The 13,460-nt window shown below is 70.3% G+C and carries 11 protein-coding genes and 3 pseudogenes; 5 read left to right on the forward strand and 9 right to left on the reverse strand.

Annotation, left to right across the window (positions count from 1 at the left end):
- The 5 genes and pseudogenes from MBEBAB_RS13260 to MBEBAB_RS13280 form a co-directional block, all read left to right on the forward strand.
- The coding region (locus tag MBEBAB_RS13260; RefSeq protein ID WP_045319379.1) for a murein hydrolase activator EnvC family protein at positions 1-230 on the forward strand (230 nt) is incomplete at its 5' end.
- A 115-nt stretch (positions 231-345) separates the two neighbouring features.
- Positions 346-693: a preprotein translocase subunit YajC gene (gene yajC, locus MBEBAB_RS13265; protein WP_021698502.1), complete on the forward strand. Its 348-nt coding sequence runs from the start codon at positions 346-348 to the stop codon at positions 691-693.
- Positions 694-725: 32 nt separating this feature from the next.
- The gene (gene secD / locus MBEBAB_RS13270) at positions 726-2,312 is read left to right on the forward strand and encodes a protein translocase subunit SecD (protein ID WP_021698503.1); all 1,587 of its coding nucleotides are present in this window, start codon (positions 726-728) and stop codon (positions 2,310-2,312) included.
- A gap of 80 nt (positions 2,313-2,392) precedes the next feature.
- Positions 2,393-3,297, forward strand: a pseudogene (secF, locus tag MBEBAB_RS13275) (protein translocase subunit SecF).
- A 7-nt stretch (positions 3,298-3,304) separates the two neighbouring features.
- Positions 3,305-3,940 (forward strand): squalene/phytoene synthase family protein, encoded by a 636-nt coding sequence (locus MBEBAB_RS13280; protein WP_021698506.1) that lies wholly within the window; start codon positions 3,305-3,307, stop codon positions 3,938-3,940.
- Between the two features lie 22 nt (positions 3,941-3,962).
- Here MBEBAB_RS13280 and MBEBAB_RS13285 read toward each other — a convergent pair whose 3' ends face one another.
- The 9 genes and pseudogenes from MBEBAB_RS13285 to MBEBAB_RS13325 all read right to left on the reverse strand — a co-directional run.
- A complete protein-coding gene (locus MBEBAB_RS13285) occupies positions 3,963-4,457 on the reverse strand; it encodes a periplasmic heavy metal sensor (protein ID WP_021698507.1) in 495 nt (164 codons plus the stop codon).
- A 13-nt stretch (positions 4,458-4,470) separates the two neighbouring features.
- Positions 4,471-4,893: a hypothetical protein gene (locus tag MBEBAB_RS13290; RefSeq protein ID WP_021698508.1), complete on the reverse strand. Its 423-nt coding sequence runs from the start codon at positions 4,891-4,893 to the stop codon at positions 4,471-4,473.
- Positions 4,890-5,474, reverse strand: a pseudogene (locus MBEBAB_RS13295) (RNA polymerase sigma factor); the annotation flags it as partial. The gene MBEBAB_RS13290 and the pseudogene MBEBAB_RS13295, both read right to left, overlap by 4 nt.
- 51 nt (positions 5,475-5,525) lie before the next feature.
- The gene (locus tag MBEBAB_RS13300) at positions 5,526-6,125 is read right to left on the reverse strand and encodes an EF-hand domain-containing protein (protein ID WP_021698510.1); all 600 of its coding nucleotides are present in this window, start codon (positions 6,123-6,125) and stop codon (positions 5,526-5,528) included.
- 72 nt (positions 6,126-6,197) lie between these two features.
- Positions 6,198-9,101, reverse strand: coding sequence for a bifunctional [glutamine synthetase] adenylyltransferase/[glutamine synthetase]-adenylyl-L-tyrosine phosphorylase (locus tag MBEBAB_RS13305; protein ID WP_021698511.1), 2,904 nt, complete (start codon positions 9,099-9,101; stop codon positions 6,198-6,200).
- Positions 9,098-10,504 carry a sensor histidine kinase gene (locus MBEBAB_RS13310; protein WP_021698512.1) on the reverse strand — a complete coding sequence of 469 codons (1,407 nt, stop codon included), beginning with the start codon at positions 10,502-10,504 and terminating at the stop codon, positions 9,098-9,100. The genes MBEBAB_RS13305 and MBEBAB_RS13310 overlap by 4 nt, the downstream gene beginning before the upstream one ends.
- A gap of 6 nt (positions 10,505-10,510) precedes the next feature.
- A pseudogene (locus MBEBAB_RS13315) lies at positions 10,511-11,181 on the reverse strand (response regulator transcription factor).
- A gap of 102 nt (positions 11,182-11,283) precedes the next feature.
- Complete coding sequence (locus tag MBEBAB_RS13320; protein WP_021698514.1) at positions 11,284-12,846, reverse strand: Do family serine endopeptidase; 1,563 nt, start codon at positions 12,844-12,846, stop codon at positions 11,284-11,286.
- A 106-nt stretch (positions 12,847-12,952) separates the two neighbouring features.
- On the reverse strand, positions 12,953-13,460 hold a 508-nt coding region (locus MBEBAB_RS13325; RefSeq protein WP_306302037.1), incomplete at its 5' end, for a cytochrome c-type biogenesis protein.

Raw genomic sequence — 13,460 nt, forward strand, 5'->3', positions numbered from 1 at the left:
CCGGCCTGGGTCTGGCGGTGATCATCATTCACCGGGACGGCTGGCGCACGGTCTACGCCCACCTGGGATCGGCCACGGTGGCGTTCGGCGACGAGGTCCGTCAGGGCCAGGAGATCGGCACGGTGGGTCTGACCGCCGGCGACGGCCGCCCCTCCATCGCCTTCGAAATCCGCCATATGCGCGGCGGCCAGCCGGTGGCCGTGGACCCGACCACGCTGTTGCCCAGATAGCACGCGCGGCAAGCGCGCTGTTGTCGCGTTGCAAAGCTGGTCTGGCGCCCCTAGGTTCCGCCCCTATTTCAGTCGGGGCGTCGCGGACGCCCGCGCATGACCCCTGGGAGACACCATGTTCGCCACCCCCGCCTACGCATCCACCGCCGGGGCCGCCGCCGCCGGAGGGGGCCTGACCGCCACCCTGATCCAGTTCCTGCCTTTCGTCCTGATCTTCGTGCTGTTCTGGTTCCTGCTGATCCGTCCGCAGCAGAAGCGCATGAAGGCGCACCAGGCCATGGTCGGCGGTCTGAAGCGCGGCGACACGGTCGTGCTGTCCAATGGCATGATCGGCAAGGTCACCCGGGTCGAGGACGCCGAGGCCATGGTCGAGATCTCCCAGGGCGTGAACGTGCGCGTGGTCAAGTCCATGGTGGCCGAGGTGCGCAACCGCACCGAAATCGCCGCCAACGACAAGAAATAAGCCTGTAAGCACGAGGCCGGGGTTTTCGTTCGATGATTCAGCTGTCCCGCTGGAAGGTCTATGTGGTCGCGGCGGCGCTGTTGCTGTCGACCCTGTTCGCCTTCCCGAACCTTCTGACCCCGGCCCAGCGCGAGGCCCTGCCCGGCTTCGTGCCTTCCGGCGTTCTGAACCTGGGCCTGGACCTGCAGGGCGGGTCCTATCTGATGCTCGAGGTGGATGTGGACGAGGTCCGCACCGCTCGCGTCAACGGCCTGGTGGAGGACATGCGCGTCATCCTCAATGCGCAACGCATCGCCTTCTCGAACCTGGAGCGTCAGGACGGGGGCTTCCTGATCACGGTCACCGACCCGGCGCGGTTCGACGCCGCCCTGGCCGCGCTTCAGGATCTGGCCCGGCCCACCTCCACGGGCGTTTCGGACGTCACGGTTTCGCGCCAGACCAACAACCGCATCCGGGCAGCCTTCACCGACCAGGCGCTCAGCAACATGGGCTCCACCGCGGTGGATCAGTCCATCGAGGTGGTCCGCCGCCGCATCGACAGCCTGGGCACCCGCGAGCCGTCCATCACCCGCCAGGGCACCGACCGGATCGTGGTCCAGGCCCCCGGCGAAAGTGATCCCGAGGCGCTGGAGCGCGTCATCGGCCAGACGGCCCAGCTGACCTTCCAGATGGTCGACCACGACAACTCGGTCGAGGAAGCCATCGCCGGCCGGGTGCCGCCCGACGCCGTGCTGATGCAGGACGAATTCGGCACACCCCTGCTGATCAAGCGCCGCATCCTGGTCTCCGGCGAGAACCTGACCCGCGCCAGCGTCGGCTCGGACCAGTCGGGCCGTCCGGCCATCGACTTCCGCTTCGACGGTCAGGGCGCGCGCCGCTTCGGCGAGGCCACCAGCCAGAACGTGGGCCGCCGCTTCGCCATCATCCTGGACGGCCAGGTGATCTCGGCGCCGAACATCATCAGCCCCATCACCACCGGCTCGGGCCAGATCACCGGCCAGTTCACCATCTCCGAGGCGTCCGAGCTTGTGAACCTGCTGAACGGCGGCGCCCTGCCGGCGCCCCTGTCAGTCGAGGAGCGACGGACCGTCACCGCGAGCCTCGGCGCCGATGCGGTCGACGCGGGCATGAAGGCCACCCTCGTGGGCTTCGTGCTGGTGGTGCTGTTCATGATCGTGGCCTACGGCTTTGTGTTCGGCGGCATCAGCGTCATCGCCATGCTGATCAACGGCATGATGATCATCGCCGCCATGTCCCTGACGGGGGCGACCCTGACCCTGCCGGGCATCGCCGGCCTGATCCTGACGCTGGCCATGGCGGTGGACGCCAATGTGCTGATCTATGAACGCATGCGGGAGGAGGCGCGCGCCGGACGGTCGGCCATCGCCGCCGCGGACGCCGGCTTCAGCCGCGCCATGTCCACCATCCTTGACGCCAACATCACCACCCTGGGCGCGGCCCTGATCATGTTCCAGTTCGGCGCGGGGCCCGTGCGGGGCTTCGCCTGGACCCTGTCGATCGGCGTCTTCACCTCGGTCTTCACCGCCGTGCTGGTGTCCCAGATCGGCGTGGCCCTGTGGTTGCGGGCGACCCGCGCCAAGAAACTTCCTATCGCGTGAGCGGATCCATGAAATTCTGGCCTTTCATCAAGCTGCTCCCCGACAAGACGAACCTGAAGTTCGTCAAGTTCGCGCCGATCATGGGCGGCCTGTCCGTGATCGCGGTGATCGCTTCGGTCTTCTTCACCCTGTGGCCCCTGACCCCGCCCTGCGGCGGTCTGAACTGCGGCGTGGACTTCTCTGGCGGTCTGGTGGTCGAAATCACCGCCGCGCCCGAAGCCGCGGACATCGCCGGCATCCGCGACGGTCTGAACGCGCTGGATCTGCGCGACGTCTCCGTTCAGGGGTTTGGCTCGCCGAGCGACGCCCTCATCCGCTTCCAGACGCCCGAGGGAGATCCCGGCGAGGCGCTGCGCGCCGTCCAGGCGGCGCTGACAGACGTCCAGTCCACCATTGAGGTGACCCGCACCGAGGCCGTGAGCGGCGCCGTGTCCCGGGAGCTGCTGACCAACGGCGTCATGGCCCTGGGCGTCGCCATGCTGATGATGCTGGCCTACATCTGGTTCCGCTTCCAGTGGACCTTCGGCGTGGGCGCCTGATCGGCCTGCTGCACGACGTGATCCTGACCTTCGGCCTGTTCGCCATCACGGGCATGGAGTTCACCCTCGTCAGCGTGGCCGCCGTCCTGACCATCATCGGCTATTCCATGAACGACACCGTGGTGGTGTGCGACCGCCTGCGTGAGAACCTGCGCAAGTACAAGAAGATGCCGCTGGGCGACGTGATCGACCTGTCGCTCAACGAAACCCTGTCGCGGACCATCATGACCGGCCTGACCACCATCCTCGGCCTGCTGGCCATCGCCCTGCTGGGCGGGGCGGTGCTGGCCGACTTCGCCTGGGCCATGATCTTCGGCGTCATCATCGGCACCTATTCCTCCATCTACATCGCCGCCCCCCTGATCCTGCTCTGGGGGGCCAAGCGCGGCGACGAGCCGGACGAAGAGGCCACGCCGATCAAGCTGGGCATGGCCTCCAAGCCCTGACCGCGTCATGACGGACCGTGGCGACCTGCTGGACGGTCAGGTGCGCGCGGCGGACCCTGACCGCTGGCTGTCCAGCCGCTTCGTGGCCGACGCGGGCCTGCGCGCCGACCTGATCGCGCTCTACGCCTTCGAGGCCGAGCTGATGGTCATTCCGTCGAAGGTCACCCAGCCCCTGCTGGCCGAGATGCGCTTCACCTGGTGGGCGGATCAGATGGACGGCGTCTTCGCGGGCGCGCCCCGCAAGGGCCACCCGGTGCTGGAGGCCCTGTCCGCCGCCGTCACCCGCCACGGCCTGGACCGCGCGCCCTTGGATGCCCTGATCACCGCGCACATCGGCCGTGTCCACGAAGAACCCCACGACCTGGACGCCTTCTATGTGGGCCCCATGCAGACGGCGGCGCACATGCTCGCCGGACCGGGCCATGAGGCCGCCGTCACCCCCGCAGGCCGCATGCGCGCCCTGGCCCAGACCGGCCGCGCGGACGAAGCCCGGGCCCTGCGCAAAACGGCGAATGCGGCGTTGAAGGCCCTGCCCCCAGCCGCCTTCCCGGCGGTCGCCCACGCCGCCCTGATCGACCATGCCGCGCCCGAGCCGCTCAAGCGCCTGCGGCTCACCTGGGCCGTGTTGAGAGGGCGGGTCTAGGCGTCCCGCCCGGTGATCGGAATCACTCGGCGGGCGCGGGCGCCGGCGTCGGCTCGGTCCTGTTGTCGCCGTCGCGAGACCGATGGCGGTTATGACGCCTCAGCAGGGTGGACATGCGGGCGCGATCCTCGGGCGAGAGCTCGGACAGGATTCGGACCGCCTCCACCTCCAGCCGCGCACGGCCGCGCAGTTCCGAGGCGCGGGACTGCTCCAGCAGCGCGCTGACCGCCGCCGGATCGAAATCCTCACTCTCGGTCAGGGCGATGGCCTGGCGGCGCGCCTCGCGGGCTTCCTGAAAGTCCGGCTTGGCCGACAGGGCCGCGGCGCGCAGCTCCGCGCGCACCGGGCCGCGGCGATCCGGATCGATGGTGTCGATGACCGCCATCAGGGGCATGCGCTCGCGGCTGGAGCGGACCTCCTCGACCCGATCCTCGGCGGCCTCGCGGCTGACCCAGGCCGTCACCCCCGCCGCCACGGCGAACAGGTTCAGGGCCAGAGAGACCGCCAGGGCGATCATCAGGCGCGATTGCTCATCCCAGCACCTCGGTGTCATCCAGCGCCAGAAGCTGGGACTGATAAAGCACGGCGTCCGCCTCGGCCCGCGTGACGGCGGGCTGGGACAGGTTGAGGCCCACCAGGACCCCCGCCACGGAGGCGGCGGCCCATCCGGCGCCCGAAGCCCAGGCCAAACGGCGGAAGGCGAACCGCGCGCGCGGCTTCAGCCCCGCGGCGGCCGCCAGGGCGATCACTTGCTCGCGCAGGGCGTGGCTGACCATGGGGCGGGGGGCGGCGTCCAGGGCAAGGTCCATCTGGCGCGCCTCGAACAGCAGCCTTTCGGCGCCGTGAGTGTCGGCCTCCATGAAGGCGCGCGCGGCGTCACGCTCGGCCTCGGGCCAGCGGCGCACATCGGCGCCGTAGGCCTCGGCCAGATCCTGAAAACGTTGCGCGTTCATTTCAGCACACCTTCATTTCGCGCCGTCTCGGCCAGCGACGCCCGAAGAGCGCGCCGACCACGAGACAGAAGACTTTCCAGCGCCTCGACGCTGATGTCCATCAGGGCCGCAGCCTCGATATTGCCCAGCTCCTGATAGTGGCACAGCACGATGGCCTCGCGCTGTCGTTCCGGCAGGGCCGCCAGCGCCGCGTCCACCCGCGCGCCCAGCTCCGCCGTCTGCAATCCCTGATCCGGCGACGGCCCGGGATCGGCCCGGTCCGGCATCGTATCCGTCAACACCTCGCGCCGCCGGCGCAGCCGGTCGTAGCAGAGGTTCAGCGCCACCCGGTGCAGCCAGGTGTCGAACCGCGCCTTGCCCGGCGTCCAGCGTGGCGCCTGGCGCCACGCCTTCAGCATCGTCTCCTGCGCCACGTCCTCGGCCTCGGACGGGTCGTTCAACATGCGTTGCGCCAGCGCCAGCATGCGCGGCAGCTTGCGCGCGACCATGGCCTGGATCGCCGCGGGGTCGCCCTGACCCACGCGGCTCACCAGATCTTCGTCGGGATCGACCACCCGTGTCGCCAAGCCGGCTCGCTCCGTTTCCTTGCGGGCGGGCCGACCGGACCGATCCGGTCTGTCCCGACATCACCCTTAATCCGCCGCCGGGGCGCGGCGTTCGGCCCGGCGGGCCTGACGTTCAGCACGACGCGCCTCGTGGTGCGCGCGCATTTCGGCGCCGGTGACGAAACCGTCGCCGTCCGCGTCCATGCGGGCGAACTGCTCGGTCGCGCGCTGACGGGCCTGCTCGATGTTCACGCCCTGACCGTCGCGGTCAAGCCGCATGCCCATTCCATGGCCGCCGCCATGGCCGCGTCCGCCGCGTCGATGCCCGGCCTCGCCGCGCGCGCCCCGGCGCTCGGCGCGCTGTTCCGAGCGTTGCGCGTGGGCGGCGTCATATTCAGCGCGGGTGACGGAGCCGTCGCCGTCCGCATCCATGCGCTCGAACATGCCGTCGCGCCGCTCGCCCATGCGGGCCTGACGCTGCGCCTGCATTTCCTCACGCGAGACCACCCCGTCGCCATTGGCGTCCATGGCGGTCAGGCGGGCGACCCGCTGGTCCACGAACTCGGCCTGGCTGACCCGCGCATTGGGGTCCATGCGTCCGCCACGCTGTCCGTCGCTGGTCTGCGCGATCGCGGCCCCGCTCAGGGCCAGGGCGGCGACGCCGCCCAGCACAATCATCTTTTTCATGGGTTCGTTCTCCTGATCCGCCCTTGAAAGGCGGCATTGTCCGTCCCTGTCGAAAGGTTCAACGAACGGGCGTCAGGATTCCGTCGCGGGCGGGTTCAGCGGCCCCAGAAGGGCTTCGAGCGCGGTCCGCGCCCCGCCCCGCCGGGCCGTCAGTTCGACCTTCAGCGCGTCGAAACTGTCGAACCCCGCCACCCCCGCCAGCCGCTCGCGGAACTCGGCGGGTTCAGCCTCGGGATCGGGATCGCCCTCGAAGGCGCAACGGATCACCTGGGCGATGGACTGCTGCAGGCTCCAGGCCTGGCCGAACACGGGGTCCAGCCCCGGCGCGGTCAGGGCCTCCACCGTCGAGACGGTCAGGGGCTCGCCCCGCGCGGCCCCCAGAAGCTGGCTGTGCTGGGCCGCGAACTCGCAGTCCACCTGGCCGCCGGGCGCCAGCTTCAGCTCCCACAGCCCGCCGCCGGGCCGCTCCCGGTCCATCAGGGCGCGCATGTCGCGCACGTCGCGGGTCACCTGTTCCGGGTCGCGCGGCTGTCGCAGGGCCGTCTGGATGGCGCCCGCCACCCGCTCCCCGAATGCCGGGTCGCTGGACCACACCACCCGCGCGCGGGTCAGGGCCAGGAATTCCCAGGTCTCGGCCTCCCCGGCGTAATAGTCTTCCAACGCCGGGAAGCTGACCGACACCGGCCCCGCCCGGCCCGAGGGTCGCAGACGCATGTCCACTTCATAGAGCGCGCCCTCCGCCGTATGGGCCGACAGGGCCGCGATCAGGCGCTGGGTGAAGCGGCCGTAGAAGGTGTCGGCGCTCCAGCCCTTCCTTTCCGACATGCCGGCCGCGTCGTCGGCCTCATAGACCGTCATCATGTCCACGTCGGATCCGGCGGTCATCTCGCGAGATCCGGCCTTGCCCAGCGCCACCACGGCGATGCGGCCGGCGAACGCCCCACCCTGCCGCGTCACTGCCTTGAGCGCGGCGGTGGACAGGGCGCGGATCGAGACGTCCGCCAGATCGGCGTAGGCATGGCCCGCGCTGTCGGCGTCGGCCCGGCCGGTCAGGGTCTGGATGCCGATGCGGAAGATCTGGTCGCGGTGGATGCGCCGCACCGCGTTCATGGCCTCCTCGAAATCGCTCTCGCCCACCGCCTCGGCCACCAGTTGGTCAAGCACCCCCGAGTCCTGGTCCAGCGGCGCCAGGAAGCGCGCGTCCAGCATGCTGTCCAGGGCGGCGGGATAGCGGGCCAGGGTCCGGGCCAGACGCGGGGCGAAGGCCATGACCCGCACGATCAGGGCGAACAGCTCCGGCTGGGCCAGAAACAGCGACTGGATCTGCGCCCCCGCCGACAGTCCGGCGAAGAAGGTCGAGAACCGGGCGAAGGCGGCGTCCGGCGCGCCGGTCTCGGCAAGAGCGGTCAGCAGGCGCGGCGCCAGACGGGTGAACAGCTCCCGCCCGCGCGAGGTGCGGGTGGCGCCGATGCGGCCGTGGTGCCAGCTGCGGATGGTCTCGGCCACGCCCTCAGGGCTGGAGAAGCCCATGCGCTCCAGCGTCTTCAGGGTCTCCGGATCGTTCTCCACCCCGGTGAACACCAGACTGCCCCAAGGGGAGGACAGGTCTTCCTCGTCCGAGAACAGCTCCCCATAGCGTCGGTTCACCCCCTGCAACAGGGTCTCCACGCCCGCGTCGAACGCCGCCAGATCCGCCTCGCCCGACAGCGCGGCCACCGCGGCGCGGCGCGCGGCGGGCTCCGGCAGGGTGTGGGTCTGTTCGTCCGCCAGCATCTGGATGCGGTGCTCCAGCCCGCGCAGGCGGTCGTAGGCGGCGGCAAGCTCGGCGCGCACCGCCTCGTCCACGTGGCCCGCCCGGGTCAGGGCGGCCAGCGCCTCCAGCGTGCGCGGCGCGCGCAGCGCGGGGTCGCGGCCGCCCAGGATCAGCTGCTGGGTCTGGACGTAGAACTCGATCTCGCGGATGCCGCCCCGGCCCAGCTTCAGATTGGCCCCCGCCGCGTGGAGGCCCTCGCCGGTCTTGAAGGCGTGGATCTGGCGCTTGATGGAATGAATGTCGGCGATGGCGTGATAGTCGAGGCTCCGCCGCCAGATGAAGGGCGCCAGCTCGGTCAGGAATCCCTGCCCCGTCGTCAGATCGCCGCACACCGGCCGCGCCTTGATGAAGGCCGCCCGCTCCCAGTTCTGGCCCACGGATTCATAGTAGGCCATGGCCGCCGGGGCCGGGACCACCGGCGGGGTCGATGACGGATCCGGCCGCAGCCGCAGATCGACCCGGAACACATAGCCGTCGCCCGTGCGCTCCGACAGCAGGGCGGCCACGCCCTGGGCCAGGCGGTCGACGAAAGGCTGGGCCTCCACCCCGGGCGCCAGCGCGCCATCCACCAGATCGGGCTCATGGAAGAACGAGATGTCGATGTCGCTGGAATAGTTCAGCTCGCCCGCCCCGTGTTTGCCCATGGCCAGGGCGAACAGGCCGGGGACGGGTCCGCGCGGATCATCGGCGGCGCTGACCAGCCTGCCCCGCTGGCGGGCGTCATGGGCCACGGCGCGCAGGGCGGCGCGGGTGGCGGCGTCGGCGAAGGCGGTCAGGGCGCCGGTGACCCGGTCCAGGTCCCACACCCCGCCCAGATCGCACAGGGCGGTCAGCAGGTGCAGGTCCGCCTTCAGCCCGCGCAGGGGCGCGCGCAGGTCGTCGGCGCCGCCGGTCAGGGCGTCGGTCTGCCCGACGATGGCGGCGAGGCGGTCGTCCGGCGTCGTCTCCAGGATCGCGCGCAGGCGCTCCGGCCCCCGCCGCGCCAGCCCGGCCAGATAGGGGGCGGCGGCGAACACCGGCTCCAATGCGGGCCAGGCGGTGTCCAGAGTCTCCAGCCAGCCGCCCTCGCGCGCGGCGGCCTCGACGGGTTCACGGGTGCGCGCGGCCAGTTCGGAGTCCAGCACGGGCCCGCAGGGCTTCAGCTGTCCGGCCAGGCCGGTCATTCGGCCGGCGGCAGGACCAGGGCCACGCGCAGCCCCGGGCCCGTGTCGTCCACCACCCCCGGGCCCTCATCCAGATAGATGCGCCCCCGGTGCGCCTCCGCCACCGCCGCCACCAGCGACAGGCCCAGGCCCGAACCCGGCTCGGTGCGGCTGTTCTCCAGCCGCACGAAGCGGTCCAGCACCCGCGCGCGGTCCGCATCGGGCACGCCCGGACCGGTGTCGGTGACCGAGAACTCCACCTGACCGCTGGAGCGCCGGCGCGCACGCAGCATCACCGCCCCGCCGGGCGGGGTGTATTTGATGGCGTTGTCGATCAGGTTGGCCAGGGCCTGGGCGAGGAACGGCCGGTTGGCGCGGATCATCAGGCCCTTGTGAATCTCGGAGTCGAACTCCAGCCCCTTGTCCTCGGCGGCGGGCTCATACAGTTCGGCCATGTCGGCCGCCAGGTCGGCGGCGTCGAACACCTCGGTCTGCGGCTCCCTGGACGCCTGCAGCCGGGCGATGGCCAGCACGGTGTTGAAGGTCTTCAGCAGCTCGTCGGCCTCGGCCAGCGCCATCTGCAGGGCGTCATTGGCGTCGATGCGCCCGGCCTCCGCATCGATCAGGGCCACCTCCAGCTTGGCCCGCATGCGGGTCAGCGGGCTGCGCAGGTCGTGGGCGATGGCGTCCCCGGCGTGACGGATCGAGGCCATGGACGTCTCCAGCCGGTCCAGCATGCCGTTCAGGCCCGCGCCCAGCTCATCCAGTTCGTCGCCCGAGCCGCGCACCTCGGCCCGCGCCTTCAGGTCGCCGCCCTTCACCGCCGCCACCACCGTGTTGAACCGGCTCATGGAGCGTTCCAGATTGCGGCTGATCAACAGGCCTCCGCTCAGGCCCAGCACCACCACCAGCAGCATGGCCCCCCACAGGGCCTGGGTCAGGCGGTCCAGATAGGCTTCGGTGTCGCCGATGTCCTCGGCCACGAACAGCAGCTCGCCGCCCTGCAGCCGCACCATGACGCCCAGGGCCTGCCGCCGGATGATGCGCCCCGTCTCGTCGGTGTCGGTGAAGCGGAACGCCTCCCACCGCTCGGGCGGGTCGTCCGGGCGCGGCTCCACCGGGGTGATGTTCAGGCTGCGGGTGACCGGCTCGCCCTCGGCGTCCAGCAGGATGTAGAGATAGGGTCCGCCCCTCAGGATGCGCTCCACCAGCGCCTGGTTCAGGGGGTTCAGCCCCCGCTCCCGATAGATGGCGGTCAGCACCCCCACCTCGCGCCGCACGTCGGCCTCGGCCCGCGCCCGCGCCTCGGAGGCCGAAGCCACATAGACATAGGCCAGCACCGCGCTGGCGGCCGCGGCGAACAGGGCCACGAACATCAGCGTCAGCCGGAAGGGCGTGCGCCGGAAGAGCGAGGGCAACGTCATGAGGCCCTAGGCCTCCAGCCGGTAACCCGCGCCTCGCACCGTCTGCAGCATGGCCTTGTCGAAGCCCTTGTCGATCTTGGCGCGCAGGCGGCTGATGTGGACGTCGATGACGTTGGTCTGGGGGTCGAAGTGGTACTCCCACACCTTCTCCAGCAGCATGGTGCGGGTCACCGACTGGCCGGCGTGGCGCATCAGGAATTCCAGCAGCTGGAACTCGCGCGGCTGGAGGTCGATCTCGGTTTCGCCCCGGTGCACCGTGCGGGCGATCAGGTTCATCTCCAGATCGCCGACCTTCAGCACCGTCTGCACCCCGCCGGTCTCGCGGCGGCGCGACAGGGCCTCGACCCGCGCGATCAGCTCGGCGAAGGCGTAGGGCTTGACCAGATAGTCGTCGGCCCCGGCCTTGAGGCCCGTGACCCTGTCCTCCACCTCGCCCAGCGCCGACAGGAACAGGACCGGCGTCTGGTCCCCGTCCTTGCGCAGGGTCTCAACCATGCCGACCCCGTCAAGGCGCGGCATCATGCGGTCCACCACATAGACGTCGAAGCCGCCCTTCTGGGCCTCCATGAGGCCATAGGCCCCGTCCACCGCGTGGGTCACCTCGTGCCCCGCCTCGGACAGGCCGCGCACCATGCGCCCGCGGCCTCCGCATCGTCCTCGACCACCAGTATGCGCATCAGCCCCGTCTCCAGAATCGCCAGCATAACGCCAGAACCTGATTCACGGGATCAGTGAAATCACGAAGCGATCCACCGATCCCGATCAGGCGTCCGGCGACCCTATTCCTCGTCGCCGTCCAGTTCGAGAACCACCGGGCGATTGCCGTTGGGTGTCCGCACCAGAAGCAGAACGCCCGGACGCCCGGACTCACGAACCCGCTGCACCGCCTGACGGAATTCAGCGGCGGTGGAGATTGCGCGGCCGTCTGCCTGGATGATGACCATGCCGGGAGCGAACCCACGTGTGGCCGCCGTACTGCCAGAGGTGACGCCCGTGATCACCAGACCATTCACGCCCGAAGCAATGGAGTGACGTTCGCGCAAGGCGGCGGTCATGGGCGCGACCGTCAGACCTTCGATGGTGGTCCCCGCCGGCGCTTCGGCCTGTCCGGGACGCGGCGCGCCGCCAGCGTCACCAGCTTGAGCATTCAGCTCGTCTGCAGACGGGCGAACGCCGGAACGCACGCTGAGCTGGACGCGCCCTCCTTCGCGCAGAACGGTGAGACGCAGGGTATCGCCCGGCGCGGCCTGACCGACACGACGTGTGAGGTCTGTGTTGTTGCGGACCGGTTGGCCATTCAGCTCCACGACGATGTCGCCCGCCTGAACGCCGCCCTGCTCCGCCGGTCCGCCCGGCGTGGTGCTGTTGACGTAAGCGCCCTGGACGTCGTCGGCCAGACCAAGTGCCTCGCGATAGTCGTCGGTGAGGGTGCCGATCTCGACACCGAGGTAGCCGCGCTGGATGCTTCCATCCTGCATCAGTTGCTGGGTCACGCGCTGCGCCGTGTCGGCGGGGATGGCGAAGCCGATGCCCACGGACACGCCGGTGGGCGAGAAGATCGCGGTGTTCACCCCGATCACCCGGCCATAGATGTCGAAGGTCGGGCCGCCCGAGTTGCCCCGGTTGATGGGCGCATCGATCTGGATGTAGTCCACGTACTGCTCGCCGATATCCCGACCACGCGCCGAGACGATGCCCGCCGTGGCCGAGCCGCCGAGGCCGAAGGGATTGCCCAGGGCCACGACCCAGTCGCCCACACGGGGCTGGGCCGAGGTTTCGAACTCCACGAACGGGAACGGCCCGCCATCCACCTTCAGCACCGCCAGATCGGTTTCCGCGTCACGGCCCACGATCCTGGCCGTCAGCTCCCGGTCATCGGTCAGACGCACCGTGATTTCGGACGCGTTGGCGACCACGTGGTTGTTGGTGACGATGAAGCCGTCCGCCGAGATGAAGAAGCCCGAGCCGGAGCCGGCGCCCTCCATCATCGGCTCTTCGCCGTCCTCGCCTTGCGGCTGCTGCGGCACGGAGAACGGGAACGGCAGGCCCGGAATGTTCGGGAAGCCGCGCATGCTGGGACGCGGCACCCGCGTGGTCACGTCGATCTGCACCACGGCGGGCGAGACCTGGTCGATGATGTCGGCGAAGGAATTGGGCGCGCCCGGGGGCGGCTGGAACAGCACGGCGCCGGCGGTCGAGGCGGGGACCAGGCCCCCGCGCATCTCGGCCCGCTGCTCCTGCGCGCCGGCCGCGGGCCAGTCGATGATCCCGCCGGCGGTCGCGGCGGCGGCGAAGGTCAGTCCGACCGCGGCGCCCAGAATGAATTCCTTACGCTTCAGCATCGTCGTCCTTGTGTCGTTTCGGGCGGGACCGAAAGGCGGCCCCGTGCCCCTTGATATAACCCTATGACGCGGCGCGCCAAGGCGAACCAGTTACGGTTCATACAGATCAGGGATGATCATGGGGCGAGGATGCGTCCAAATCCGGGCGCTCCGCCAGGCGTTTCGCCAGCGCGGCTTCCTCCGTCGGCGTCAGGGGCGCGGCCTCCGCCGGGCGGCGGCGCAGGGTGGTCAGCAGCACGCCCCCCGCAATCAGGACCACCAGAAACGGCCCCAGCCACAGCAGCACCGTCCCGGCGTTGAACGGCGGCCGGAACAGCACATAGTCGCCATAGCGCCGCACCAGACCGGCCTCGATCTGCTCATCCGTGCGCCCCGCCGCCACCTCGTCACGCACCAGACGGCGCATGTCGGCGGCGATCCCGGCCGGGGAATCGGCGATGGACTCGTGCTGGCAGACCACGCAGCGGATGTCCCTGAACAGCCCCTGCGCCCGCGCCTCCTGCGCCGGATCGGGCAAGGGCTGGTCGGGCGCCGCCGCCGGTTCGGCGAAGGCCATCAGGAGCAGAGCAGCGACGAGCGCTCCTCCCCCATAAGCGAAGCGCATGGGGGAGGGG

The organism is Brevundimonas abyssalis TAR-001, assembly GCF_000466985.1.
GTDB classification, from domain to species: domain Bacteria; phylum Pseudomonadota; class Alphaproteobacteria; order Caulobacterales; family Caulobacteraceae; genus Brevundimonas; species Brevundimonas abyssalis.